21 protein-coding genes are annotated in these 26,682 nt (G+C 53.2%); 11 read left to right on the top strand and 10 right to left on the bottom strand.

The features are described 5' to 3' along the window. Together J2X61_RS14640 and J2X61_RS14635 are read right to left on the bottom strand one after the other, a co-directional pair. On the bottom strand, positions 1-831 hold the full coding sequence (locus J2X61_RS14640; RefSeq protein WP_274467349.1) for a hypothetical protein: 831 nt from the start codon (positions 829-831) through the stop codon (positions 1-3). Positions 832-1,116: 285 nt separating this feature from the next. Further along, positions 1,117-1,806, bottom strand: a complete 690-nt coding sequence (locus tag J2X61_RS14635; RefSeq protein ID WP_310188683.1) for a response regulator transcription factor — start codon at positions 1,804-1,806, stop codon at positions 1,117-1,119. A gap of 287 nt (positions 1,807-2,093) precedes the next feature. Here J2X61_RS14635 and J2X61_RS14630 point away from each other — a divergent pair, with 287 nt between their 5' ends. The 3 genes from J2X61_RS14630 to J2X61_RS14620 are packed head-to-tail and all read left to right on the top strand — an operon-like array spanning position 2,094 to position 7,623. After that, positions 2,094-3,380 carry an EAL domain-containing protein gene (locus J2X61_RS14630; protein ID WP_274467347.1) on the top strand — a complete coding sequence of 429 codons (1,287 nt, stop codon included), beginning with the start codon at positions 2,094-2,096 and terminating at the stop codon, positions 3,378-3,380. Positions 3,381-3,404: 24 nt separating this feature from the next. After that, positions 3,405-6,653, top strand: a complete 3,249-nt coding sequence (locus tag J2X61_RS14625; protein ID WP_310188601.1) for a response regulator — start codon at positions 3,405-3,407, stop codon at positions 6,651-6,653. A gap of 55 nt (positions 6,654-6,708) precedes the next feature. Further along, positions 6,709-7,623: a PhzF family phenazine biosynthesis protein gene (locus J2X61_RS14620; protein ID WP_310188598.1), complete on the top strand. Its 915-nt coding sequence runs from the start codon at positions 6,709-6,711 to the stop codon at positions 7,621-7,623. Positions 7,624-7,638: 15 nt separating this feature from the next. Here J2X61_RS14620 and J2X61_RS14615 read toward each other — a convergent pair whose 3' ends face one another. The 7 genes from J2X61_RS14615 to J2X61_RS14585 all read right to left on the bottom strand — a co-directional run bounded on the left by J2X61_RS14615 (position 7,639) and on the right by J2X61_RS14585 (position 14,731). Continuing rightward, on the bottom strand, positions 7,639-7,953 hold the full coding sequence (locus J2X61_RS14615) for a DUF5658 family protein (protein WP_310188597.1): 315 nt from the start codon (positions 7,951-7,953) through the stop codon (positions 7,639-7,641). Between the two features lie 548 nt (positions 7,954-8,501). Beyond that, complete coding sequence (locus J2X61_RS14610; RefSeq protein ID WP_274467341.1) at positions 8,502-10,058, bottom strand: ABC-F family ATP-binding cassette domain-containing protein; 1,557 nt, start codon at positions 10,056-10,058, stop codon at positions 8,502-8,504. Positions 10,059-10,174: 116 nt separating this feature from the next. After that, on the bottom strand, positions 10,175-11,629 hold the full coding sequence (locus J2X61_RS14605) for a stalk domain-containing protein (protein ID WP_310188594.1): 1,455 nt from the start codon (positions 11,627-11,629) through the stop codon (positions 10,175-10,177). Positions 11,630-11,793: 164 nt separating this feature from the next. After that, positions 11,794-12,297, bottom strand: a complete 504-nt coding sequence (locus J2X61_RS14600; RefSeq protein WP_310188591.1) for an SRPBCC family protein — start codon at positions 12,295-12,297, stop codon at positions 11,794-11,796. 61 nt (positions 12,298-12,358) lie between these two features. After that, a complete protein-coding gene (locus J2X61_RS14595; RefSeq protein ID WP_274467335.1) occupies positions 12,359-12,694 on the bottom strand; it encodes an ArsR/SmtB family transcription factor in 336 nt (111 codons plus the stop codon). 231 nt (positions 12,695-12,925) lie between these two features. Next, complete coding sequence (locus tag J2X61_RS14590; RefSeq protein ID WP_396135448.1) at positions 12,926-13,750, bottom strand: DUF2935 domain-containing protein; 825 nt, start codon at positions 13,748-13,750, stop codon at positions 12,926-12,928. Positions 13,751-13,825: 75 nt separating this feature from the next. Then, on the bottom strand, positions 13,826-14,731 hold the full coding sequence (locus J2X61_RS14585; RefSeq protein ID WP_310188588.1) for an AraC family transcriptional regulator: 906 nt from the start codon (positions 14,729-14,731) through the stop codon (positions 13,826-13,828). Between the two features lie 123 nt (positions 14,732-14,854). On the opposite strand from J2X61_RS14585, the gene J2X61_RS14580 reads away from it, so the two are divergent. The 3 genes from J2X61_RS14580 (at position 14,855) to J2X61_RS14570 (ending at position 17,362) form a co-directional block, all read left to right on the top strand. After that, the gene (locus J2X61_RS14580; protein WP_274467330.1) at positions 14,855-15,931 is read left to right on the top strand and encodes a Gfo/Idh/MocA family protein; all 1,077 of its coding nucleotides are present in this window, start codon (positions 14,855-14,857) and stop codon (positions 15,929-15,931) included. Positions 15,932-15,953: 22 nt separating this feature from the next. Continuing rightward, positions 15,954-16,790: a sugar phosphate isomerase/epimerase family protein gene (locus J2X61_RS14575; protein WP_274467329.1), complete on the top strand. Its 837-nt coding sequence runs from the start codon at positions 15,954-15,956 to the stop codon at positions 16,788-16,790. A 287-nt stretch (positions 16,791-17,077) separates the two neighbouring features. Further along, entirely contained in the window at positions 17,078-17,362 is a 285-nt protein-coding gene (locus tag J2X61_RS14570; protein WP_274467328.1) for a hypothetical protein, read from the top strand. An 84-nt stretch (positions 17,363-17,446) separates the two neighbouring features. Here the strand turns inward: J2X61_RS14570 and J2X61_RS14565 are convergent, their stop codons facing one another. Then, positions 17,447-19,771, bottom strand: a complete 2,325-nt coding sequence (locus J2X61_RS14565; RefSeq protein ID WP_310188584.1) for a helix-turn-helix domain-containing protein — start codon at positions 19,769-19,771, stop codon at positions 17,447-17,449. A 155-nt stretch (positions 19,772-19,926) separates the two neighbouring features. Here J2X61_RS14565 and J2X61_RS14560 point away from each other — a divergent pair, with 155 nt between their 5' ends. The 5 genes from J2X61_RS14560 to J2X61_RS14540 all read left to right on the top strand — a co-directional run bounded on the left by J2X61_RS14560 (position 19,927) and on the right by J2X61_RS14540 (position 26,644). Next, positions 19,927-21,441: an extracellular solute-binding protein gene (locus J2X61_RS14560; protein ID WP_274467326.1), complete on the top strand. Its 1,515-nt coding sequence runs from the start codon at positions 19,927-19,929 to the stop codon at positions 21,439-21,441. A 622-nt stretch (positions 21,442-22,063) separates the two neighbouring features. After that, on the top strand, positions 22,064-23,596 hold the full coding sequence (locus J2X61_RS14555) for an extracellular solute-binding protein (protein WP_310188582.1): 1,533 nt from the start codon (positions 22,064-22,066) through the stop codon (positions 23,594-23,596). Positions 23,597-23,711: 115 nt separating this feature from the next. Then, the gene (locus tag J2X61_RS14550; RefSeq protein WP_310188580.1) at positions 23,712-24,644 is read left to right on the top strand and encodes an ABC transporter permease; all 933 of its coding nucleotides are present in this window, start codon (positions 23,712-23,714) and stop codon (positions 24,642-24,644) included. A gap of 21 nt (positions 24,645-24,665) precedes the next feature. Then, positions 24,666-25,541, top strand: a complete 876-nt coding sequence (locus tag J2X61_RS14545) for a carbohydrate ABC transporter permease (protein WP_274467323.1) — start codon at positions 24,666-24,668, stop codon at positions 25,539-25,541. Positions 25,542-25,558: 17 nt separating this feature from the next. Then, positions 25,559-26,644: a hypothetical protein gene (locus J2X61_RS14540; protein WP_274467322.1), complete on the top strand. Its 1,086-nt coding sequence runs from the start codon at positions 25,559-25,561 to the stop codon at positions 26,642-26,644. Positions 26,645-26,682: the final 38 nt, after the last annotated feature.

Genomic DNA, 26,682 nt, shown 5'->3' with positions numbered 1-26,682 from the left:
TTATAATTGCTTCATAAAGCCATGGGCGATATTCAGGTCGGAGGGCATGAATTTGGCGGTGCCCGATTTGATCAGGCCGGCAAGCACAATGCAATTCGAGGCGATGGCGCCGCGCATCCAGTTGGGATCGAAGGGAGAGTTCGCTTCAAGCGAGCCGAGATCCAGCATGGCCAGCTGCTTGGTGAATAAGGTGAAGTCGCTTCTCAGGCAGTATAAGTCTTGTTCCAGCTCGATCTGGAAATGCTTCAGGTAAGTCTTCTCGCCGCCGGTATATGCAAATGGGCCTAACGTAGCGGGGAAGCGGGAGGATAGCCATTTGATGCAGGTGGTTATTTGCCTCTGGTGCGGGGGGCAGAGCAAGTTGAATTGCTGATTCAAATCGGAAATCCCGAAGGGGATCAGATAGGGAGCCTCGCACTCATGCGTAATAATCTGGATGCTGCCGCTTCCGGCGTGGATGACGTCGAGATGGCTGGGGATATCGGATTCGGCTATCGCTTTGCGCAGCAGCTCGGCTTCTTCCTTCTGGGAGATCGTCCGGTAAGCGATGCGGAGATTTCGGCATATTTCCTCCATATGCTCGCACAACTGCGGCGACCTCCGCATCGCATCGGTCCCGATCGCCTCGACGTGGCCTTGCAAGTCCCCGTCCGGCATGGAGCCTTGGCTGGACAACAGCGATTTGATCTGGTTCTCAATCGCCGGCAGACAAACCTCGCTCTCTAGCAGTTCCCACGTAAGAACATCGATTTGCTCAATTCCCTCATCTGACTTCCTGAATACTTTGGCGCTGTGACTGCCCAGATCCAAAATTAATTTATCACTATGCATAAGATTTCACCCGTTTGTTCCTTTGTCATGGTTTACGCGTCTGTGAATCCATGTTAGTTTGCTAGATGCTGTATAATTGGCATTCTCCTGTAAAATAAAGGCTCTCAGAAGTCCAATCATATATGATAAATGTTTCCTGTGTCAACCAGTTTTTGCTAAAAATTAGGATAAGTTCCGATAAAAGAAATTCCAACAAAATGTAAGTATTTCCGACATCGGGCAGCTGATTAGGAGGGGGCGGAACGCAAAAAAAGACCCGTTCCAAGAAAGGACCGGGTCGTTATTTTATAGAACAAATTTATAGCCTACACCCCAAACGGTTTTGATATATTTGGGCTCTTTGGGGTTGACTTCAATTTTCCTTCGCAGGTTCGTAATATGTACATCAATGGCGCGATCGTTGACGTAAGAGTCGAAGCCGCGCAAGGCATTGATCAAGTCCTCCCGGCGGTAAACGCGTTCGGGATGCTCGTACAGCAGCCGCATCAGTTCGAATTCGGAGAACGTCATATCGACGGATTCGCCTCGTACGTAGAGCGTTCTTTTCTCCAAATTGATGTTCAAATCCATGGGCGGCACCGTCACAGGCTGAGGAGCCTGCTGGTCTTCGGACGGTTGGGTTTGCTTGAACCGGCGTAAGAGCGCCTGGATTCTGGCCTTCATCTCATGCATGCTAAACGGCTTGCATAAATAGTCATCGGCACCGACGGTAAATGCCTCGATCTTCTCGCTGACTTTGGAGTTGGATGAGATGATAATGATCGGAACGGGTGTCAAGCTGCGCAAAGAGTTGCATAAGTCCGTTCCTTCGAAGTCGGGAAGCATGAGATCCAGAAGAATCAGATCCGGGTTAAATTCTTGCAGCGCTGCGAGGCCGTCTTGACCATTGTGGGCTCTGTGGACGAGGAAGCCTTCTTCCGTCAGATACATGCAGACCATTTCACCGATTATATCGTCGTCCTCAATTAACAGCACTCTGTCCAATTATAAACTCCCCCAGACTAAGCTTATTTGTAATTCTAAATTGTGAATGAACAGAGGGATCTTAAGTCCTAACAATTAACTCATTAATTCTATTATAAGGTGTCGAAAATTAAGAGTAAACCGCTCACACACATATTTTATCGGGTATTTGTTAGTAAAATGTTAGCGAAAAACCGCTGAGAAATCATACCTTTTAGGTAAGTAACCTAATAAGTGGAAGCTACAATAAGAGACAATACGGCTTTTATGGAAATTTGCATGCAGGAGGTGTTAATGGAATGGGTCTTATGGATAGGTATGGAGTCCTGATTGTAAGTGACTCAGTGGAACTGAGAGAGAACCTGCTCCCCGTCTTCGAACGGGATGAACAGTTCCGGGTTACCGGGCTCGCCAAGCACGGCAACGCCGCACTGGACGATCTGTTGGCAGGGAGACCGGACTTAGCCGTGATCGATCTGGCAATGCCCAATCTTGGCGGTCTTACGGCGCTTCAGCTTATTATGAATCATAGTCCAATTCCAATCGTTGTGCTTAACACGCATACACCCGAAAGTACCATGCAGACCGTCCAAGCTATGCGGATGGGGGCTGCGGATTATTATCATAAAGATATGCTTGTAGGGCCATCCTCGCACGAAATGATGATCTCCTACTTCTTGGAGCGCTGCAAAATGGCGGTGCTGAACGGCATTCAAGGCGTCTATGAATCTCCGGTCAATACGGCTGGAATTGCGGAGGCTGCGCTTACGGACACGCTGCAGGTGAAGCGGCAGCAGTTCCAGAAGCGGATGGACATTGAGTTCCATCTGCGCAAGGCGATCGCCAATCAGGAATTTTATCTGGTGTACCAGCCTGTTGTGGATGTCTATATGAACCGGATCGTGGGATTGGAGAGTCTGATTCGTTGGCGCAATCCATCGCTGGGGCAAGTGCCGCCTTGCGATTTCATACCGGTGGCGGAAGAAAGCGGCCTGATTCATGAGATTGGGGAGTGGGTGCTCCGGGAGGCCTGCACGCAGAACAAGAAATGGCAGGATGCAGGCCTGCCGAAACTGTTCGTAGCCGTCAATTTATCCCGGCGCCAGTTCAATGACAGCGGATTAAGCGTGACGATCCAGAAGATTTTGGAGGAAACGGGCTTGCAGCCGAAGTATTTGGAACTGGAAATTACCGAGAGCATGAGCATGGAAGTGACGTTGGCCGCAGATGCGCTCAGTCAGCTGAAAGGGCTAGGCGTGCACGTAGCGATGGATGACTTCGGCACCGGGTACAGCTCGCTCGGGTACTTGAAGGATTTCCCAATCGATAAGCTGAAGATCGATCAATCCTTCATTAAGGGTTTGAAGCACAGACAGGTGAATGCGGCTATCGTGAATACGGTGATTACGATGGCCAAGAATTTGAATCTGCTCGTCGTAGCCGAAGGGCTGGAGAGCGAGGAGGAGCTGCAGGTGCTGCGGGATTGCGGCTGCCGGTTCGTGCAGGGCTATTATTTCAGCAAGCCGGTACAGGCGGATCATATCGAGGAGCTGCTGCACACGGATACGCGCGTAGTCAACAAATAGGGTAGGCAAGATGAAGATAGGCAGGTGATCGTTCTGCTGCGCGATCTGGTTACGAATTTCGCCATTATTACGGTTTTTGTATTATTCGTCGAACAGTTTTTCATCATGACGAAGCTCGATGAGAAGCCGTCATGGTATTATAAGATTTACGTCGGGATCACGCACGGCATTCTCGTCCTGATCCTGATTAATTCCGGGGTGACGGTTGACGGCCAGTTCTCGCTGAATTTACGTGGCATTGGGTTTCTGCTGGCCGCTTACCTGGGAGGATATCCGTCCATTATCATTGCCTTCGTGGTGTTATGGCTATGGCGCTTCTTCACGGATAGTTTCAACTCACTTCCGGTCATTTTCATCGGACTGGCGGCGATTACGGGCACAGCGTTTATTTTTGCCAGAACGCGTACGTACTGGTTCAAGTGGTTATACGGTGCCACCTTCTTCTATACGTTCTATTACGGGATGATTTGGCTTGTTTACCGAACCCCGGCGACAATCATTTGGAGATACGTGTGTTACCAGATGGTGTGTGTAGCGGTAGTGGCTTGCTTTCTCGGCTATCTGATCCGCGCGCGGGAGTACAAGCAGCAGATTCGGCAGGTGGAGCAGGAGCTCATCGATATGCTGCGCTTCCAGCCGGGCTTAACGTTCAAGTACCATAAGCACCGGGAACATTTTATCTACATATTAATCGAAGGTCAGTTACTCTATCAGCTCGGAATGAGGCCAAACCAATTCATCGGTAAAAGCATACAAGATATCCAAGCGCCAGGCAGCAGCTTCCTGGAACCGTTGCATCCGTTCTTCGAGCTGGCTTGGCAGGGCGAACGGGTTACCTACGAGTATGATTTTGACGGCACCACGCTGCTAGTGACACTGCAGCCGATTAGCAGATTCGGCAGCGTAGCGGAGGTGATCGGATCGGTCGTCGACGTGTCGGAACACCGGGCCGTTCAGATGAAAGCAAGGGTTAGGGACGAGCAGTACCGGACGTTGGTGGAGAATTCGGAGGACTTCATATTCAGGTTCTGGCTGGATGGGAGCATTGCCTCGGCTAATTATAAAATGTATGAGACCTACGGCCTCAAGCCGGACCTGGTCAAAGGCAAGCAATTGACCGAAGTGATACAGATGAACGATCCGCAGAAGTGGGAACGGGCTTTCACACAATCGATTGCCCAAGGCAAGACACAGCAGTTCGATATGAACCTTCTGCTGCCGGACGGCACCGAGCATGCGTACAATGTCACGCTATCTCCGCTATTCGATGAGAAGCGAACCGATATTATCGGAGTGACCGGTACGGTCCACGATATAACGGACCTGAAGAAGCGGGAGGAGGCGGATGAGTCCAACCGGGCGAAAAGTCAATTCCTGGCCCGGATGAGCCATGAAATCCGCACGCCGCTGAACGGCATTATGGGACTGTCGCTGCTGCTGCAGAGAACGGAGTTAACGGCGGTACAGAAGGATTATTTATGCAAAATGGATGCTTCATCCAGCGTCCTGCTCGCTGCGATTAACGATATTTTGGACTTCTCGAAGATCGAAGCCGGCAAATTGATTTTGGAGAAAGCGGACTTCTCCCTGGAAGAGTCGCTGCAGAAGGTGGCGGATCTGATCAGCGTTTCCTTGGGCAATAAGCATATCGAGATTTTGCTGGACACGTCGGCCGATATGCCCGATTTGGTTAACGGCGATTCCTTCCGCTTGGAACAGATTCTGATTAATCTAATGAATAATGCGATCAAATTTACGAATTACGGCCATATCCGGCTGCAGGTTCAGCTGGAGGAGTACGTGGAGGAAGGCGTCGTCATCTCCTTCGCTGTGGAGGACACGGGAATCGGCATCTCCAAGGAGCAGCTGGCTTTGCTGTTCCAGCCATTCTCGCAAGCGGATACATCGACAAGCCGTAAATATGGCGGCACGGGACTTGGCTTAGTGATCTGCCAGCACTTGGTGCAGTCTATGGGCGGCGTTCTGCAGGTGGAGACGATGCCGGGGAAGGGCAGCTGTTTCTACTTCAGCTTGATCTTCGGGCACGATCAACGCGCAGAGGAAACGCTTCGGCGGCAGGGGCTCCCTCCTGCCGCACACCGGCCCGGCAATAAGCTGGCGCTGATCGCCGAGGATCATCCGATCACCGCACGGCATCTGTCCGGACTGCTTGCCGATTGCCGGCTTGAGGTGACAGCTGTGCCGGCGGCAGCGGACATCTTCACTGCGTTGGAGCAGCAGCATGTGCCCCGTTATCTGTTCCTGGATATGCAGATGTCCGCTATGCAGGACCCGTCCGTATGGCAGCGGCTGGTGGATTCGGCCGACCGCTCCCGGACCCAGCTGATTGCGCTAACAACGCTGCAGGGACGTGAGGACATGGCAGCCTTGCGGGACGTTCTGAAGGCGGATGCGGTTCTCGTGAAGCCAGTGAGCAGACTGTCGGTGCGGAAGATGCTTCAGGCGCTGGATACGGACTCGCCATACATGGGGACGGCTGGCATGCCAGCGGAGCAAACCAGGACAATAAGCCATTGCCCGCCCTCCAAAGGGTATATCCTGGTTGCCGAGGACAATGAAATCAATCAATTGGTGATCACACAGCTTCTGGATCAACTGGGGTACACGGCTGTCATTGCGAATAACGGGCATGAGGCGTTGTCGCGAGCGGAGGAGCAAGCGTGGAAGCTGATTCTCATGGACATTCATATGCCTGAGATGGATGGTTATGAGGCGACGCAGAAGTTAAGGCAGCTGAAAGCGATGAAAAGCGTGCCGATTGTTGCTCTGACGGCAAACGGTTTCGTGAAAGAGCCGATGCAAATGCTCAAGCTCGGACTCAACGATATGCTGGTTAAGCCGGTGAACGAGCAGCAGCTTTCGAATATGCTGGAGAAGTGGCAGGATTTAAGCTGGTTGTTGAACCTGCAAGGGCTCGATACGGAGCGCGTGCTGCGCAATATCGATGGGAAAATACATATTTATCAATATATGATCGAAAAATTTAAGCTGGATTACCGGCATTTCGCAGAAAACCTGCTCGCCTGTATGGTCCATCGCGAGGATGCGGCGGCACGCCGTATGGTGCATACGCTCAAGGGGGTTGCCGCGAATTTCTATGCGGAATCGCTGCACAGTGCCGTGATCGCTTTGGAGCAAGAGATGGAGGAGGAGATCAGGCTGGAGGCCTGCAAGGAGGGCATTGTGCGTGTTCAGTACGAGATCGATCAAATTCTGGGAGTGGCGGTAGGCGGCCGGATAAAGAAATACTAGGCTGGATTTCGTGGTATGATAGCAGAAAAAGGAATCGGAAGGTGATTCATAACAAATGGTCACAGTTCATCATTACGATGCTTTCAGCCAAATTCCGAATAAGGGGAATCCGGCTGGTGTCGTGCTTACGGGAGAAGCGCTGACAGCGGATGAGATGCAGCGTATCGCCGCGCAAGTCGGCTTTAATGAAACGGCGTTTCCGCTGAAGTCCGATAAGGCGGATCTGCGCATCCGCTTTTTTACGCCTGGTCATGAGATTAACCTGTGCGGACATGCCACGATGGCTACGATCTATGCTATGCATGCCAGAGGTTTGTTGAACGGTCAAACCGAACTGACGATTGAAACCGGAGCCGGTGTTTTGCCGGTGCACATTCAGGCGGCGGACCCAGCTCCGGCTGAAGCCGAAGCCAGGCGAACAGACGGGGGAGTCATCATCAGGATGCAGCAGGCTCCGCCGCAATTTCAAGCCTTCCATGGCTCTATGGGCGATCTTGCGGCATCTATGGGCATTACCGAAGACGACATCGAGACTTCTCTCCCGACGGTGTATGGCAGCACTGGAACATGGACTTTGCTGGTTCCCGTCAAGTCGCTGGCCGCATTCCGGGCGATGAAGCCGGTTAACGAGCAATTCCCTGCGGTGCTGAAGGAGATGCCGAGGGCTTCGGTCCATCCCTTTTGCTTGGCAGCCTATGACGCCCGTGCGCATATGCATGCCCGCCATTTCTCATCGCCCTACTCCGGCACGGTCGAAGACCCGGTGACGGGGACGGCGTCAGGCGTAATGGGGGCGTACTATGCCAAGTATATCGAGAGAACGACGGGCTCGTTGTTGTCGCTGACGGTTGAGCAAGGCCATGAGATCGGCAGAGACGGGCGTATTGGCGTTTCGGTCGATACCCGGCGTGAGCCGTGGGAGATCGCAATTACGGGGACGGCGGTGCACGTGAAGGATTTTGAGGTGTAGCCGGCAGGCAGCCGCCTAACTGTTCGCAAGGTAAGACAAACCGAACGTCAGCCACACGAAGTGATACACATTAACGGCTCCATAAATAAGAACGGTGGCGGTCAGTGAGGGCTGTACCCAAGCTCTTCTGCGGATATAAGGGTAGAAGGCCATCAGCAGCAGAGGAAGGATGGTTTTTAGCAGATAATACCCTCCGACATGCCACTCGTAAACACTTCGTATCAAGGGGTTCAATTCCTCAATCAAGCGAAGCTGGAGTCCGATGTCCGTGAAGATGGCATCGCTAAGACAAAAAATAAGCAGCCAGACTAATGTTCTACTCTTGAACAAATGCCGAAAGAAGGTCATAGGCGTCCTCGCTTTCCGATCGAAGGAGTGAGTGGGGCGTTCTGGCATATCTTTTATGATACACTTCGTATCGTGGGAATGCAACCGATGCAGCACGCGCGCTATGCCTGGACCGGACAGGACCCGACGAGACCAGACGAGACCAGACGAGACCAGACGAGACCAAACCCGACGAGACCAGACCCGACGAGACCAGACCCGGTAAGGCTCTTGTGTCCGCAGCCGGTTAACGGTTCTAACTGTGTCCGCAACTCTCCGCCTGGTGGGGCGGTTAAGCGGAAATATGGTTCGTAATCAAGCCGGAAACAACGGTTTTTGAGGCTGAAGCGGAAATACAATGCGTTATTTGCATTGATTATGGGGGGTTGACGTTAAAATCAACCCAATAGAGCATCCAATTTCCGCTCAGGTGACGAAAAGGTCAATGTGGGGAGCAATAAGGATCTGTATTTCCCTTTGGCAGAGTGAGCGGCACAACAAAAAGGCCGCCCCGTGCAGATCCATCTGCAGGGAGCAGCCCTTTTTATTTTTTAGAACACTTTTGTTGTCCAGGACTCACAATTCCACGTCTCGGTGACCACGTCGCGATAGAAATCCGGTTCGTGAGAGATGAGCAGGATGCTGCCTTTGTACGCTTGAAGCGCGCGCTTCAATTCATCCTTGGCATCCACGTCCAAATGGTTCGTCGGCTCATCGAGCACGAGCAGGTTCGTTTCGCGGTTGATCAGCTTGCAGAGGCGCACCTTGGCTTTCTCGCCGCCGCTGAGCACGACCACTTTGCTCTCGATATGCTTCGTCGTCAAGCCGCATTTGGCTAGCGCTGCACGTACCTCGAACTGCGTGAACGAAGGGAACTCGTTCCAGACTTCCTCAATACAGGTGTTATTGTTGGAATCTTTGATTTCCTGCTGGAAGTAACCGATTTGCAGGTTATCTCCCTTTTGAACGGAGCCGGATACCGGTGTGATTTCGCCCAAAATGCTGCGCAGCAACGTCGTCTTCCCGATTCCGTTCGCTCCGACCAAGGCAATCTTCTGGCCGCGCTCCATGCGCAGATTCAGCGGTCTGGACAACGGCTCGCCGTAGCCGATCACCAGATCCGTCGTTTCGAAGATCAACTTGCCCGACGTACGGCCCTCTTTGAAATTAAACTGCGGTTTCGGCTTCTCCCGCGCCAACTCGATGACTTCCATCTTGTCGAGCTTCTTCTGTCTGGACATCGCCATGTTGCGTGTCGCTACGCTCGCTTTGTTGCGGGCAACGAAATCCTTCAGCTCGGAAATTTCTTGCTGCTGGCGCTTGTAGGCTGATTCCAGCTGCTGCTTTTTCATTTCGTACACCTGCTGGAAGTGATCATAATCGCCGACATAGCGGTTCAACGCTTGATTCTCCATGTGATAGATCAAGTTAATAACGCTGTTTAGGAACGGAATGTCGTGGGAGATCAGAATGAAGGCATTCTCGTACTCCTGCAAGTAGCGTTTCAACCATTCGATATGCTGCTCATCGAGATAGTTCGTCGGCTCGTCGAGGAGCAGAATGTCCGGCTTCTCGAGCAGCAGCTTCGCCAGCAACACTTTGGTCCGCTGTCCGCCGCTCAAATCGTTCACGTCTTTGTCCAGGCCGATATCGGTAAGACCGAGACCGCGAGCGGTTTCCTCCACCTTGGCATCGATCATATAAAAGTCCTGATTCGTCAGCATATCCTGAATCGTGCCGACATCCTCCAGCAGCTTCTCCAGCTCTTCCGGCGTGACGTCGCCCATGCGGGCGTACATATCGTTCATTTCCTGTTCCATGTCGAACAAATATTGAAAAGCGCTCTTGAGAACGTCGCGGATCGTCATCCCTTTGCTAAGCACCGCATGTTGATCCAGGTAACCGACACGCATGCGCTTGGACCATTCGACTTTGCCGTCATCCGGCTGCAGCTTGCCTGTAATGATGTTCATGAAGGTCGACTTGCCTTCGCCGTTCGCACCGATCAGTCCGATGTGCTCGCCTTTGAGCAGGCGGAATGAAACGTCGTTGAAGATGGCGCGGTCTCCAAAGCCGTGGCTTAATCTTTCTACATTTAATATACTCATGAAACGACACCTTTTCTTTTAAACTTTGTCTCGTTTTATTATAAGCGCTATGGGATGGAAAACTCAATGAACGGCGGGTAAAATTGTTGCAAATCCGCGGCCCCGGGGCTTGGTCCTTACGGCAGTCGCACAGACGCCCGGTACAAGGTGCTGTTCCAGTCCACCTTGCTGTTCAGCGACTCCGCTACGAGACGGAGCGGAACATACATCCGGCTGTCCGCCATGATTTGCAGCGGGACGGGCACGGCGACGCTCTTGCCATTGAGCGTAGCGGTAGAGCTGCCGTCCTTCAGCTTCAACGTGACGCCGGCGCTGGTGATCGTTGCGGTTCGCGCAGCGGCGTCCCATTGGAAGCCGGCGTTCATCGCGGTGATGAACGGGCGGATCGGAACGACCGCCGTCTCCTTGACGATGAAGCCGCTGTAATCATACACCGGCTGCCCGTTGATATCGATCTGCACCTTCGGCTTGTCCAGCTTGCGCACGACAAGCGCATTGCTCAGCTCGCGGCCGGGATAGGTCATCATCGTGTTATTGGCATACAAGCCGGAGCTGGCTCCGCCATCCATGTTCATCGCTTCCTTCAGCCCCAGCTGAATGGCGATGGCGGCGAGCTGGGAGAGCGTTGCGCTGGGCACCGTTCCCATCACGAGACGGTCCGAGCCGTCGATGCCGATGAAGCTGCGGGCGGCCGCGGATTGCGTTACTTTGGGATCGGAGAATCCGTCCCGTTTGACATCAAGGTCGACGGCGCCGCCGGTCACCAGCTTCGGTCCGACGCCGATCGCGGCCAGCCACGACTTGGCGTTCAGCGAAACGCCGCCTTCGCCTTTGGCGACGAGCTCCTTCGTGACACGGTCGCCGACGTCCAGATTCGGCAGCACGTGCTGCCGATTGTTCGCGCTGTTCCCGACGAACAGCACATACCCGCCGTCCGGAACCTGGACGGAATCCGTCGTGATGCGCGTGATGAGCCCGTCCTCGATCACGACTTTGGTGCCGTTCGGGAAGCCGATCCAGCTCCCGAAGTCCGGCGTGTACCAGACGACTTGGTCCGTGCTGGCGTCGCCGAAATATTTGTTCACACCCCAGGGGCTAATGGGGTATGTACCCGATCCTTCGCTGACCCGAACGGCGATGTCGAGGTCGACGAGCTGAATGTCCGGCACCTTGTCCCGGTTCAGGATGAAGGTTTGGTTTTCGCCGGAGTGCACAGCTTCTCCAGCCTCCACCAGGGCTCCGTTCGGATAGCGGACGTACGGGTCGGATTCGTACGCGTTGAAGAACGTGCCGTTAATGGCGGCAACGGCGCCTTCGCGTTCGGCTATGGCCTGCAGCGGTGCATCGTGGCCGATGCCGCCGTCTGCCAGGGCGGGGGCGAGCTCCAGCGTCGGATCCGTCAAGTCGACGGTGACGACGTTGACATTGAAGCTGCGGCCGGAAGCGGAGACCGACTTCGTGACGGCGTTCACGGAGGGGGAATACAGCGCCGAAGCGGGGGAGCCCCCGGCGAACAGGGCGGCAGTCAGCAGCAGGGCGGCACCGGTTTTCATATATCTATAACGGAACATGTGCGTTAATCTCCTTCTTCGGTCGAATGCTGCCGGAATTCGTTCCGGCTATTTATATTATTCGGCCGATTGAGCACGATTTGTGACGTTTGGAGGCTCAATCGCGCCTAGGAGATTGATGGCAACAAAAAACACCGGCTCAAGATGAGCCGGTGTTAGAACGCTTAAGCAAGTTTGGTCAAGTATTCATCCAATTGGCTGAATGTGCCGCCGAAGCCTTGCTGCATGCTTAACTCCATGGATGCGAAGAAGGCAGCTTCCTCTTCGGTTGGGTTGACGGGTGCACCGTGGACCGTGATAACCGTCTTGCCGTCTTGCTCCTCGAACGTCACGGTGTTCATCGCTTCCAACGGGAAAACGGGGCTGAACGGAGCGCGTACCGTGTTGGCATCCGCATCGGAGAACGCATTCGTGTAGACGAGCTTCTCCGGCGGCGTAATTTCGTAGTAGACGAACTTCGCCCACATTTGGAATCCGTCGGGAGATGTCATGCTGAAGTGAAAGGCGCCGCCGGGACGCAGCTCGTGCGAAGCGATGGCCAACTCCATCCCGGTCGGACCCCACCACTGCGCAAGATGCTCAGGCCGAGTCCAGCATTGGAAGACGAGCTCACGCGGAGCGTTGAAGGAACGGGTGATGACGAATGGCTTGGCCGTTGTTTCGGACATGGGTAGATACCTCCCTATTTGGGTTATAGGATAGTACGGAGCGCGGCTGGCGGCGGCAGCGCTATGGCTTGCCGCCGGACTTTTTGTCTTGTTCTTGGAGTTCCTGCAAATAGGCATCCAAACGGTCGAATCGCTCTTCCCATAATTGGCGGAAAGACTTCACCCAAGCATCCAGCTCTTGAAGAGGCTGGGGCCGCAGCTTGTAGATTCGCCGGTTGGCAATCGGTTGTACCTCGACAAGTCCGGCCTCGCTGAGAACGCGAAGATGCTTGGAGGCTTGAGGCTGGTTCATCCCTAGTCGATCGGTGATTTCCCCTACGGTCAGGGGGCCGTCACGCAAGAGTTCGACGATGTGTAATCGGTTAGGCTCAGCGAGTGCGCTCATAGTCGAATTCATAAATGTAATATACCTCACTTGGAATATTCCAGTCAAGGAATACTTAAAATCAAGCCGGCGGGAGCCGGCATCGTATGTCCGAAAGATCCTGACGTTATTGGAGAAAAGGAGGGATCTTGGGTATCTCTCTATCATACATCAAAAATGCAATGCGAGGTATCAGGGCAGTTGAAATGAACGCATAGCAAAAAGGCTGCAGCCTGTGCAGCCTCCGTCCATTCGCAGATAGGCTCATCCAACCTGCCTACCCTTTAGCATGGCTTCAAATTCATCGATGATGAACAGGAATCTCTCTGCCTCCCGGAACACGTGGTCAGCGAGCAGAGGATGGATGATGCTTTTGATCCGGCAAGCTTCAATGAGCTCCCGCGCCGTCTTCTTGAAATCCCGGAGAGACACGACGGATACGCGATTCTGATCAAGGAACTGGCCGAGCAGCGGTTCCGTCTGAGATTGCGGACGCATACCGCTCAAATCAATGGCTTGAAACAGCAGCTGATCGAAATCGTGGCTGAAATTGCGCGCTTGCTCCACGAGCTGCCGTTCCGACGGGTCGAGCAAATGACCGATGAATTTGGCGTGGTCCGCCATAATGCGAAGGAAGAAAACGTTTTCGTTAATAATAGCATCAGGCAGAGCATCCAGGTTCCCGGCGTTCAATTCCTCCAGCCGGTTTCTGAAGTAGTTGGCTTCCCTGCTGATATGATCGACTAACAGAGGGAAATTGTTCCCGCCGGGCAGTTTGCATTGAATAATCAATCCAAGCACCTTGCGTTTGAACGCCCAAATATGCGTAGCTGCCGAATGCACCTCCAGATTGAACCGGGCTATCTGATCCGGATCCGCCGCCTCCGTAAAGGCATGCGATCTGGCCTCGATGTGCTCGAAAATCTGATAAAACTGGTTAGCCTCCTGAATTAACTGCGTATCCTCACAACGAAACCCGAGCTTCAGAAAGAGGGAATGTTCTTTCATAATCCGTGACCAGAAACGAATTTCCTCCAATGAACGCGCAACAAACTCGTTTGACAAGGTTAGCACTCTCCCCACGGTCATATGTTCATAAAATATGTATAGTAACCTGTGGGGACGGATATGCCAGATCCGTTACATTCGCATGAATCGCCGCCGTTATTTCCGCCCTTCGCCGACCATTTTGCGGTAATCCTTCGGGACGATTCCTTTGCTTTCCCGGAAAATACGGGAGAACGTTTTGTACGATCCGTAGCCCACCTCGTGAGCGATTTCCGTTACGCTCATGTCCGTGGATACGAGCAAGGAGCAAGCATGGCGCAGGCGCAGATCGTGCAGGAAATGCACGAAGGTCTGCCCTGTCGTCTGCTTGATTACCTCGGAGATGCGGGAGATGCTCATTGAGAACCGCGAGGCGAGGTCCGATAAAGCAAGCTCCTCCTGGTAGTTGCGGTGAATGTAGTGGATGATCGGCCAGACGGCATGGCTCGTCTTCGCACCGGACTGCGGCTGAAGTTCCCGGGCGGCCTGAGCCTCCGCCTCTTCCATAGGGCCGGCCTGTTTCCAACGGTGCCGGTCGAAGCGAATGAGAATTTCTTTGAGTCTGCTCTTCAGCAGCGTCTGTCTGTAACGTTCGCTGCCGCTATACTCCTGGTACATCTCCTCCAGGAGAGCCAACATAAGCTGTTGGTCGCCACCGCTCAGCTGTACATAGGCCGGCAGGGACGTGATATCGTTCAAGAGGCCGGACAGACCGGGATCGTTCCCCGATTCCATGAGCATATCCATGGGAAACATGCAGTTGTACAGAACGAGCTTCTGCCCGGGATCGGTAAATATTTCATGCACCTGATAGGGCAGCACGAACGTGAACGTGCCGGTCTTCATGTCATGCTTCACATCGTTGACGCTCTCCGATCCCGTTCCTTCGATAACATAGGAGAACTCCAGGAAATCATGGCGATGGGCCCGGAAGCCATGCTCCAGCGTGTTTTTGCTGAGATGAAGAGGAAATGCCGAATGCATATTTGGATACGTTTTCAGGTAATCGGGGAAGTACGTCATAACCAGGCTAAGCTCCTTCGAAGAAATGGGACGTTTTCCGAAATATAAGGTACGTTTCTTTGCTGGCTTTATTTTAACATAAAAGGAGATCGAACAGGATGATCATATGAGGAGGAACGGGCAGTGGGTAGCGATAACAAAATCAGAATCGGCATTATTGGTGCCGGTAATATTGGCGGCGTGCATATTAGGGAGTTCTCGAAACTGGCGGATTCTTGTGAGATTACGACAATTACGGACGCATACCTGCCTCTGGCGGAAGCGAAGGCTAAGGAGTACGGCATTGCAACCGTTGCGGCCACTCCGGAAGAGCTGATTCGAAGTGCGAATGTAGACGCTGTCATTATCGGCGTTCCTAACCAGCATCATGCATCCTTGGCTGTACAAGCCATTGAGGCCGGCAAGCATGTACTGATCGAGAAGCCAATGGGCATTCATGCTACGGCGGCCAAGCAAATCTTGAAAGCCAGTGAAGCATCGGACAGAGTCGTCATGATCGGTCACCAGATGCGCTGGGAAGCCGTGCCGCAGCTGATCAAAGAGCAGGTCGATGCCGGCGAGCTGGGCAAAATTTATACGGCCAAAACCGGCTGGTTCCGCCGCAAAGGCATCCCGGGCTGGGGGACTTGGTTTACGAAGATGAACGAATCGGGCGGGGGCCCGTTGATTGATATTGGGGTTCACATGCTCGATCTTGCCTTGTATTTGATGGGCAATCCGAAGCCTGTGTCGGTATTCGGCGCCACGTATGCCGAATTCGGCCCGCGGAGGAAAGGGATCGGCACTTGGGGGACACCGAACTGGAACGGCACGTATGATGTCGAGGATCTGGCTACGGCGCTCATCCGCATGGAAGACGGCAGCACGCTGACGCTGGAAGTCAGCTGGGCGGTTCACATGGATACGGACAATACGCCGTTCATTCATCTGATGGGCTCGGAAGGCGGAGCGAGCTATAAGGGCGCGACCGGCAAGCTGCTGACGGAGAAGTTCAACCGGGCGATTGAGACGGATTTGAAGAAGCCGGAGAATGATGAAGGCGAACGTCAGCGTCTTAGCCGCCACTTCTTGACTTGCATCCGCGAAGGCAAACAGCCGATCACTTCCGCTCTATCGGGGTACACGAACAACCTGATTCTGGATGCGATCTATGAATCTTCCCGCACAGGAAACGAAGTGAAGCTGAACTGGGACATTTAATTCATATTGGGGAGGAATTACGATGCTAAGAGGGTTAACGGGAGCAGGACTCGGTAAGCTGGAAAGTACGGAGCAATTCTTGGAGCTGGCGGCTCGATACGGCTTCGCGGCCGTCGATCTCGACGCGTTGGCGCTGGTCGAGAGCCATGGCGTTGACGGAGCGCGCGAGCTGCTGAGCAAGCACGGTCTCGTCATCGGCTCGATCGGCTTGCCGGTGGAATGGCGCGGCAGCGAGGAGACGTTCCGCGCCGGCCTGCCGAAGTTGACGCAAGCCGCGGCTGCGGCTGCGGCACTCGGCTGCACGAGCTGCTGCACATACATTCTGCCGTCCACCGATTTGAATGCCGCGCACTTCATGGCGCTGGCGACGCGGCGGCTGCGCACTTGCGCGCAAATTCTCGGCGCTTACGGCATCCGCCTCGGTCTGGAATTCGTGGGACCGCATCATCTGCGCACACGCTGGAAGCACCCGTTCATCTGGACGGTCGAGGAGACGTTGGACTGGATCGATGCGATCGGCGAGAGCAATGTCGGCCTCCTATTCGACGCGTACCATTGGTACACGAACGGGCTCACCGTGGCCGACATTGAGAAGCTTCGCCCTGAACAGATCGTCCATGTCCACATCAACGACGCGCCGGATGTGCCGGTGGAGGATGTGCTGGACAATGGACGCGTGTATCCGGGCGAGGGTGTGATTGACCTGGCGGGCTTCCTGCAGGGCTTGGCGCGCATCGGGTATAAGGGCGCCGTTTCGCAGGAGATATTGACGGCGACTCCGCCGACGGACGCTCCCGAGAGCTTGGCGCAGCGTTCCAAGGCCGGCTTCGATAAAGTTTACGCGGCGGCGGGCCTGTAGACGGATGAACGATGCCAGCGGCCGGCTAAGTCAGCTGGGGAATTCGCGGTTCATGCATAGCAGTGAGCGGAGGACAGGTGCCGAAGCTTGCTAACGGACAGAGAAGCCCCTATTCGGCGAATAGGGGCTTCTTTAAGCATGTAACGGACACCACCCCCGTTCCCTGCCCATTCGACAAAGGTTCCTATATTCCATCCACACGGTCCGACAACATTTTCAGGCATTCTCGTATACTATGGTCCTGTCCTCTTAAATATGCCTATTTTTAATGAAAAGGAGACTGGATCATGCAAATTAAGAAGAAGGATGACATTGGCCTGATTTTGGACAACTTTTCGTCGTATGCTAAGTGGGATCCTTCGGGCCAGAAATTATACCTTGTGTTTGCCGATAAAAAACGCGGAGGTCAATGGACGCTCATGAACTACGCCGATGACCGGTTCAGTGTGCATGGGCGGGGGCAAGACTATTTGGACGAAGACGAGGCCTTTTTTGACGAGCGCAATAGCGTGGTGTCGTTCCTATGGAACAACCGCGCTGCCCTGAAAGCGGCCGTAGAGCCGGGCGAATAGCGGCAGGGAAAGAGGCAGAAGCCTCCGAAACCACCAACGAACGATCGTGGTGGCTCCGGAGGCTTTTGGCGTTTTGGCGGGCGTCTACAGGCTTTGTGGGGCGCCGCCTTCCTTTTGCTTATCGCGGTACTGCCCGGGCGTAAGGCCCTCCTGCTTGCGGAAGGAACGGATGAAGTTCTGCGAGTTGTTATAGCGCAGCTTCGAAGAGATGTCCTTGATCGGCATATCCGTTTCCGAGAGCCACTTCTTGGCCATGTTGAACCGGTACGTCGATAAGTAATCGCTGAAGGAGCAATTCGTCTCCTTGCGGAAAATGCTGCTCAAATAGTTCGCGTTATAGTGCAGTCTGGAGGCGCAGTCCTCCAGCGTCAGGTCGGTGTCGTAATATTTGTGCACGAGATCGATAATCTTCTCGGAGATGTTGTGATACTGGGCATCCTGCCTGTCGCGGTAAATGCGGATCAACGGGTGGACGACCTCCGTCCAGAACCAGTCCTCAATCTCCGCCGTCATATGCAGGCCCAGCAGCTCCTCGAACAGCGAGCCCTTGTTCGGATGAATCTGATTCAGCGAAATGCCGGATTCCTGCATCACCATGAGCAGGTTGTTGAGCAGCCGCGCCAGCGGAATTTGATATTCCTGCGGCGAGAGCGGAGCGGCGAAGACGGCTTGCAGGAGTTGGCGCAGCAGCTCCTTGGACTTATCCTTCTCGGCGAGTTTGATCGCGTCGGTCAATTCGTTCTCAAGCGGCTTCGGATAGTTCAGATTCAAGAAATGCTTGCCGGAGTTGATGTTCTCGTACTGGATGATGATGCCCTCGCCAAGTTTGATGCGGTGCTTCAGCGCCTCCAGCCCTTCCTTGTAGGCAATCGACATTTGCGTGAAAGTATGAATCGGCAGACTCATCCCGATGCTCACATGCAGGTTCAGGTAACTGAAGATATGCTGCTGCATTTGCTCGGTCAGCGCATACACTTTGTTGCGGAAAGCTTCGGCTTCGCTGTCCGGACTGCCGATGAGCGTAACGACGGTCTGATCGATAATGACCGGAGCGAGACGCTGGTCGGAAGGGATAAGCTCCTCGATCATGTTGTGCGCGGCGAACAGCAGCAGCTCCATGTCTCTCTTCTCGTATCGCGTATTGTCGATCGAGTCGATCTGCAGCGTAATAACGGACATCGTTTTCCACTCTTCAATGTGCTTCGTATAGCCGAATTGGGCCAATTTCTCCAGCAGCTCGCTCGGTTTGATATGCCCTTGGAACGCTTTGATCAGGAAGAAGGTCCGCACTTGCCCGATATGCTGATGAACCTCGCGTTCCAGCTGGGACTTGGATTGAAACAGCGTATGGACATGCTCGCTGATCATCTGGAACTCGTTGGCCTTCCGCTTCTGATTCACGGTGACAAGGCCTCCGATCTGATTGAGCAGGAGCTGGATCGGCGAGTACATTTTGCGCGACCCGAGCCACGCCAGCAGCATGGACAGGAGCAGCATCAGAATACACACGTAGATCGTGTAGATTCCGATTTTGCGGGATTCCTTGGTCAGACTGTCGATCGAAGTCAAGGACAGATAAGTCCAATTGTTCAGATTGGAGTGCAAGAAGCTGACGGAATAGCGCTTTTGGTTGATATCCGCAGTGAATCGCCCCGTAGGAGCCGCGAGCTGGCTCACATCCTTCAGTCCCGCCTCGGTGATGGATTTGCCGATCAGGCTGGCGTCCGGATGCACGAGAATCCGGTTCTGCTCGTCCAGAATGAGGATATCGTCCAGATGCTCGGTATCGTTGTGGATCAAGTCCTGCAAGGAGCAGGCCGGAATATTCGCCATCGCCAGACCGTATTTCTCCAGGCCTGTCGTCGGCAGCTTCTTAACCAGCGAAATGCTGTAATCGCAAGTCACACTCCGCGCATTTTCCTCGGTGAAAAACCACTTCGACGGATTCAGCACCCACGTGCTGTTCTCCTGCGTATTCGTCAATTCCAGCAGCTTGTCGTAGAAGGGGTAGCCGTCGAAACGGTACAACCCCGAATTTTTGATCATCCAGTTCTCGCGGGCATTGATCAGGATGACATCCTCGAGCTTCGTGTCAAAGGACTGCATATACCGAATCTCGCTGCGCAAATCGTCATACATCATGAAATCGTTTACAGTTAAAGGCATATCCATCGCCTTTTTGAGAACGGTGGAATTTATGACCTGATTTAGCGTATGGTTGACAGTTGTTAATTTCTGCTCTACATTGGAGTTGATTTGGGTGATCAGCTGCATTTTGCCATCGCTGACATTCTTCTGAATCTCGTTTGACGAGGTCATGAAGGCGAAAGCGCCGATAAAAATAACCGGGAGCGTGCTGAGCAAGAACCCGAAGATGGTCATTTTGCTTAAGAAACTTAAATTGGGCATCGCATCCAACACCTTATCTTAGGATGAACATTTCTGTATCTATGTATTGTAGTCAAGTCTGGCGTTTTGGGCAATAATCATCTATTGGCAGGATAATCATTATCTCTGATTATGGCCATGAAACGCTGCTGCAGCAAGGGAAAGGGGTCATGTGAATGGTTAGTCGCTCGAAGCTTCGGCAAGGTTGCACCGTCCTTATCATCCTTATGTTAATAGCCGTATTGGCCGCCGGCTGTACCAACGGAAGCACCCGGGAGGCTGCTTCGGACAGCGGTGACCGCCCGGTCATTTCGATCATGGCGCCGCTGCATTTTCCGCATCCGCCGATTCCGGAGCTCGTTCAGGAGATCGAGAAGCGCACGAATACGAAGCTTGAATTGAACTGGGTGCCTGACGGCATCTATACCGATAAAATGAACACGGCACTCACCACGAACTCGCTCAAAAAAGCGACGTATGTGAAATATACGGACTACATGCTGATGAAAAACTCGATTCGTTCCGGCGCATTTTGGGATATCGGCCCCTATTTGGCAGCATACCCGAACCTGAAGCGGCTGAACAAGGAAATTTTGGGACAAGCTGCTGTCGACGGCAAAATCTACGGTTTATATACGGAACGGCCTTCGTCCCGCCAAGGTATCATTATTCGCGAAGACTGGCTGAACAATTTGAAGCTGGCCAAGCCTACGAATGTGAAAGAGCTGTATGAGGTACTCAAAGCTTTCACATACGGCGACCCGGACCGCAACGGCAAGGACGACACGATCGGGCTGACCGACCGGAACGATCTGGTGTTCGGCGCTTTCAAAACGCTGAGCTCCTACTTCGGCACGCCGAATAATTGGGGGATGGCGGAGGGCGGGAAGCTGATGCCGGAGTTCGAGACGCAGGCCTATATCGACACCATGGATTATATGAAAAAGCTGTACGACGAGAAGCTCATCAACTCGGACTTCGCCGTGACGAGCAAGGAAGTGCAGCGCGATAAGCTGATCCGCGGCATCGCGGGCGTTTATATCGGCAGCATGCAGGATGTGCAGCGGCTGTCGGACGAGGTCCAGCTCATCAATCCTGCGGCGAAATTTACGCTTGTGAATCATATCGAGGGACCGCAAGGATTCCGGATCTGGTCGATTCCGAACTACAGCGCCTTATACCTGTTTTCCAAGAAGGCCATTCGCACGGAGGCGGAGCTGAAGCAGGTCCTGCAGTTTTTTGACCGGACGATGGATAAGGACGTCGCCAATCTCATGAAGTATGGGCTGGAGGGGCGTCACTATAAGACCATTGGGGACAAAGTCCAACTGTTGGAGGAGACGTCGAAGATTCGCGTGAATGAAGTGAATGCGCTCTATGCGCTGATGATTGCGGATCTGAACAATCCGCAGGTGAAGCAGGTGGCGGAGAGCGAATCTCTGTCCCAGCTGGCGGATAAGCTCAGCTTGGATAATGAGAAATATGTCGTTAAAGATCCGACGCTGGGATTGGAATCGAAGACGTATGACGAACGCGGCGTGGAGCTGTACAAAATCATCTCTGACGCTACCTACAATTATATGCTGGGCAAACTGGACAAAGCAGGCTTCAAGCAGGAGATCGAGCGCTGGAAGCGAAACGGCGGCAGCCAGATTGTGAATGAATATAACGAAGCTTATTCGACAAAATGAAAGCTAGGAAACCGCATGCGCTGGAACGCTGCGGTTTTTTTATATAACAATACGCCAAGTTTTCACACGCAAACGGAACTATAGAGCGTTATTTAGGCAGAATCTGCAGCTTTGGGGGTTGAAGCGGAAATATAGTACCTTATTTGTTCGATGACGGAGGAATTTCCACCAAAAAAAGCAAAATAACGCTCCCTATTTCCGCCTCATCGGCTGAATGGCAGCCTTTCGGCCAATTAAGGGCCTGTATTTCCTTTTCCGCCGAACTTTCGCAAACAAACAAGTACCCTCTACCCTGCCATCCCCTGAACTGTCGCGAACCAGCACCATATATCTCCCCTCACCGAACTTGCCCCCTAGAAACAACTCTACTATACCGCCTATCCACGTGCCCCATCCTGCATCTTCCCGCCTGTAACCGCCATTCAATAACCTTCAACCGCTCGTAAACACCCGATGCAGCGCCTTTGCGCCACCGCGATAATCATCTCCTTCGCCAATAATCATCATCTCATATCCCTGGTAGAACTAGGTCCTTATGAGTAAATGATTATTTCGGCACCTACCTTGGACCCTGTACTGTAGAACCTGTAGCACACCATCAATTCACGGAGGTCTAACAAATATGAAGAGAAAACTAGTCTCGATTCCGCTTAGCATAATGCTCGTATCCAGCTTTGCGCTGGCAGCTTGTTCAGACGGAGGCAAGGCAACTCCAGCAGCTGCGACCGCGGGGTCAGGCACAACGGCACCGAAGGCGACGGACAACTCACCGACAGCGATCACCATCATGGCGCCGCTGAATACGGCACAAACGCCGCCGGATACGATCATTAAAGAACTGGAGAAAATGACGAACACGAAGTTGACCTATCAGTTCTTCCCGGCTGACACATATGAAGAGAAGCTGAATACGACATTCGCAACAGGCGCGCTGCCGCAAGTCACGTACCTGAAAAACCAGGCGACATTCATTCAGATGAAATCCGCCATCCGTGACGGTCAGTTCTGGGAGATCGGGCCGCTGCTCAAAGACTTCCCGAATCTCAGCAAGCTGAAATCGACAACGAATACCAATACGATGGTCGACGGCAAGCTGTACACCTTGTACCGCGGTGTAGATATCGCCCGCCAAGGACTTATCTACCGCAAAGACTGGGCGGACAAACTGGGCCTCAAGCCGCCGGCCAACACAGAAGAACTCTATGCGATGGCGAAGGCATTCACGGAGAAAGACCCGGACGGCAACGGAAAGAAAGACACGATCGGCTTAACCGACCGTAATGATCTGATCTACGGTTCTTTCAAAACTATAGCGGCTTGGCTCGGCACTCCGAACAACTGGGGCGTCAAGGACGGCAAGCTGCAGCCGGAGTTCATGTTCCCTGAGTATGTCAAATCGATGGATTACATCAAAAAGATGCGTGATGAAGGTTTAATCAATAAAGACTTCGCCGCCACAAGTAAAACGGATCAGCAAAAGCTGTTCACCAACGGTACGGCAGGTATGTACATCGGAGCGATGACTGACGTTTCGTCCTTGAACAAAGATTTGGTCAAAAACGTGCCGACAGCAGTTGTAGACGTACACAGCATGGTTGCCGGACCGGATGGCAAATTCGCCGCATGGGCGCTTCCGGGCTACGCGAACGTGGTGCTGTTCCCGAAATCCGCCATCAAGAACGAAGCTGAGCTGAGAAAAGTTCTCGCCTTCTTCGACAAAATGATGACGCCTGAAGTTGCGAACATTGCCAACTGGGGAATTAAAGATGTGAACTACAGTGTTGTTGACGGCAAAGCGAAGAAGCTGGATGAAGAGAAATGGACGCGCGAAGTGAAACCGTTCACGGATGCAGCGATCGGTGACGAAGATACGACAGGCAGATTGCTCGGCATTCCTTCCATCCCGGCGCAAGGCAAAGCGGATGAGTTGAAAATCGCCAACCTGAAGTACGCGGTACAGGATCCGGCAGCGGCGCTCGATTCCAAAACAAACTTGGAAAAAGGTGTACAGCTTCAAGATGTGATCAAGGATGCAACGAACAAATACATCTATGGCAGCATCGATAAAGCCGGCTTCGATAAAGCGATCGAGGATTGGAAGAACCGCGGCGGCAACAAAATTATCGAAGAGTACAACGCACAGTATAAAAAATAAGAAGCGGACAGGAATTCAAACTGGTTGAAAGGCGGGGGGCTGCGGCCATGAGAAGCGGTCCTCCGTTTTAAAGAAACACCAGGAAAGGAAGAGAACTATGCAGGAAGTACATGCCATGAAAAGCGTGGTGGAGAAGAAGCAAAGCAGTGAGCTCGGCAGGCGTCTATGGAGAAATAAATGGATTTATGTCATGCTGCTGCCGGGCATTTTATATTTTATCGTCTTTAAATACATCCCGATGTACGGATTGATTATTTCATTCCAGAACTACAAGCCGTTCAAAGGAATCATGGGAAGCGAATGGGTGGGTTTCGAACATTTTCAGCGCCTGTTCACGGAGCCTGACTTCTTAAATATTTTGAGCAATACGTTAATTTTGTTCGTGATGAACATTTTGTTTTATTTTCCGATTCCGATCATTATGGCTTTGATGCTGAACGAAGTGAAAAACGATTTTTTTAAGAAAACGTTTCAGACCATCGTCTATATTCCGCATTTCATGTCTTGGGTCATTATTGTTTCGATTTCTTTCGTTATGCTGACGATGGACGGCGGGATCATCAACGACATTATCGAGTATTTCGGGTTTGAGAAAATTAATTTCCTGTTAGCTCCGGAATGGTTCAGACCGATGTACATTCTTCAAGTCATCTGGCGGGAAGCCGGGTGGGGCACGATCATTTACTTGGCGGCGATCGCTTCAATCGATCCAGGGTTATATGAAGCGGCGCGTATGGACGGCGCGGGACGCATGCGTCAAATGTGGCACATTACGTTGCCGGCGCTGCGCAGCGTGATTATCGTTTTATTAATTTTGAAAATTGGTGCGGTTCTCGAACTCGGTTTCGAACATGTCTACTTGCTGCTCAACTCTATGAACCGAAATGTTGCGGAGATCATTGATACTTATGTATATACGGCAGGTTTAAAACAAGGCCAATTCAGCTACAGTTCTGCGATCGGATTGTTCAAATCGTTCATCGGACTCGTTCTGGTCATGATTGTCAACCGCATTGCGAAGAAGATGGGCGAAGAAGGCGTGTACTAAGAAAGGCAGGAGGGCTGCAGCATGGTAGAAGATAGAACATTAGGCGGGCGAATGTTTAGCATCATAAATTATTTGCTCTTAACCATAATCGGTTTAATTACATTAATTCCTTTCGTGCACGTCGTGGCAGGCTCGTTCACGACCAGCGCGGAGCTTGCGGTGAAGAAGTTCGTTATTATTCCGACCGATTGGAGCCTGGAGGCATACCGGTTTATTTTCTCGACGAATACGATCTTCAAAGCGATGGGCGTTTCCATCTGGACAACCCTGCTGGGGACGGTAATCTCGATGTTCATCACGGCGCTAATGGCGTACGGCTTGTCCCGCAGAGATGTGGACGGCCGTAAAGTGATCATGTTCCTGGTTGTTTTCACGATGCTGTTTCATGGCGGTCTGGTGCCGACGTTCCTCGTAGTGAAAGAATTGGGGATGATTGACTCCTATATGGCGCTCATTTTGCCGTCGGCGGTGTCTGCGTTTAACTTGATTATTTTGAAAAACTTCTTCCAGAACATCCCGGAAGGGCTGGAGGAGTCGGCCAAGATCGACGGCTGCAGCGATTTCGGCATTTTGTTCCGTATCGTCCTGCCGTTGTCGATGCCGGCGATCGCCACGATCTCGTTGTTCTACGCAGTGACGTACTGGAACACGTACTTGAGCGCCATCCTTTATTTGAACGAAAGCGCCATGTGGCCGATTCAGGTTCTCCTGAGACAGATTGTCGTACTGGCCAGCGGTATGGATCATAGCGTAGATCTCGACAGCGTGACTCCGCCTCCGGCGCAATCGATCAAGATGGCGGTAATCGTTGTCGCGACGCTGCCGATCCTGGTTGTCTATCCGTTCCTGCAGAAGCACTTTGCCAAAGGAGCTATGATCGGTTCCATCAAAGGGTAATAAGAAAGGACACCACCATGCAGACGCATACGCACATCGATGAAATCCGCGGGCTGCTTGCGAACATGGACGAATTGTTTGCCGGTTTCCGCGGTTGGTTGAAAAGGCAGTACGATGAAGACAGCGGCGGCTTTTATTACGCGCCAAGCTCCCGAGAAATGCCGGGCACCGGGCCGGACATTGAATCGACCGCGCAAGCGCTGGGCATCCTGGAGCGTCTGGAGGTGCCGCTGCCGGCAGAGATGAAGCGAGGGTTGATCCGCTTCTTCCAGCGCCGGCAGGATGCCGCCTCCGGGTACTTCTACGACGCGGATCCGCTCATGCGCGAGGATGAGGTGATGGTCTCGCGGGCCATCTCCTATAGCGTCGGCGCGCTGAAGAAGCTCGGCGGGCAGCCGCTGTATCCGCTGCCCTACGAGGCGAAGCAGGCCCCGGCGTACATGGATTCGCCGGAGAACTACCGCGCGTGGCTGCAGTCGGTGCCGCTCGTGAACAGCTGGCGCGGCTGCGACCGGCTGTCTACCTCCAGCGAGTATGTGCGGCAGGTGGAGCCTGCGGCGCGCCGGGAGGCTTACGCCAGAGCCGCGTTCGAGTTCTTCGCGCACACACAGCATCCGCAGACGGGGCTCTGGGGCGAAGGCTCGTATTATGTGCGGATATCGGGAACGTTCAAGCTGCACATTTTCTATGACCGCTTCGCCGTGCCGCTGCCGCGGGAGGAGCAAATATACGAAAGCATCCTAACGGCGCTTCGGCAGGAGGAAGCGGCGGATATGTGCTATATCCGCAATCCGATTCACTTGCTGTCGTACATGAAGCTGGACATCCCTGCGCACGAGCTGCGCGAAATCATCGGGATCACACTGACGAATATGCGCAAGCTGCTTCGCGCGGATGGCGGCTTCTCCCGCGAGCTCGCGCATTCGCCGACCGCCCCGAATGTCGCGCAGGTCAAGCCGGGCGAGTACTATCCCGGCATGCCGGAGGCAGTCCATATCGGCGGCGGCAAGGTGGAAGGCGATATGAATGCGGGGACACAGGCGCTGTTGATCCGGGCGGTCTGCTACCGGCTGGCGGGAATTGAAGCCCCGCGCCTTCTCTAAGCTGGATCCCCACTGAATCATGGGTGGGGTATTTGAAT

This window comes from Bacillus sp. 3255 (assembly GCF_031456485.1).
GTDB lineage: Bacteria > Bacillota > Bacilli > Paenibacillales > NBRC-103111 > Paenibacillus_E.
This window is presented reverse-complemented; position numbering and strand designations above follow the sequence as displayed.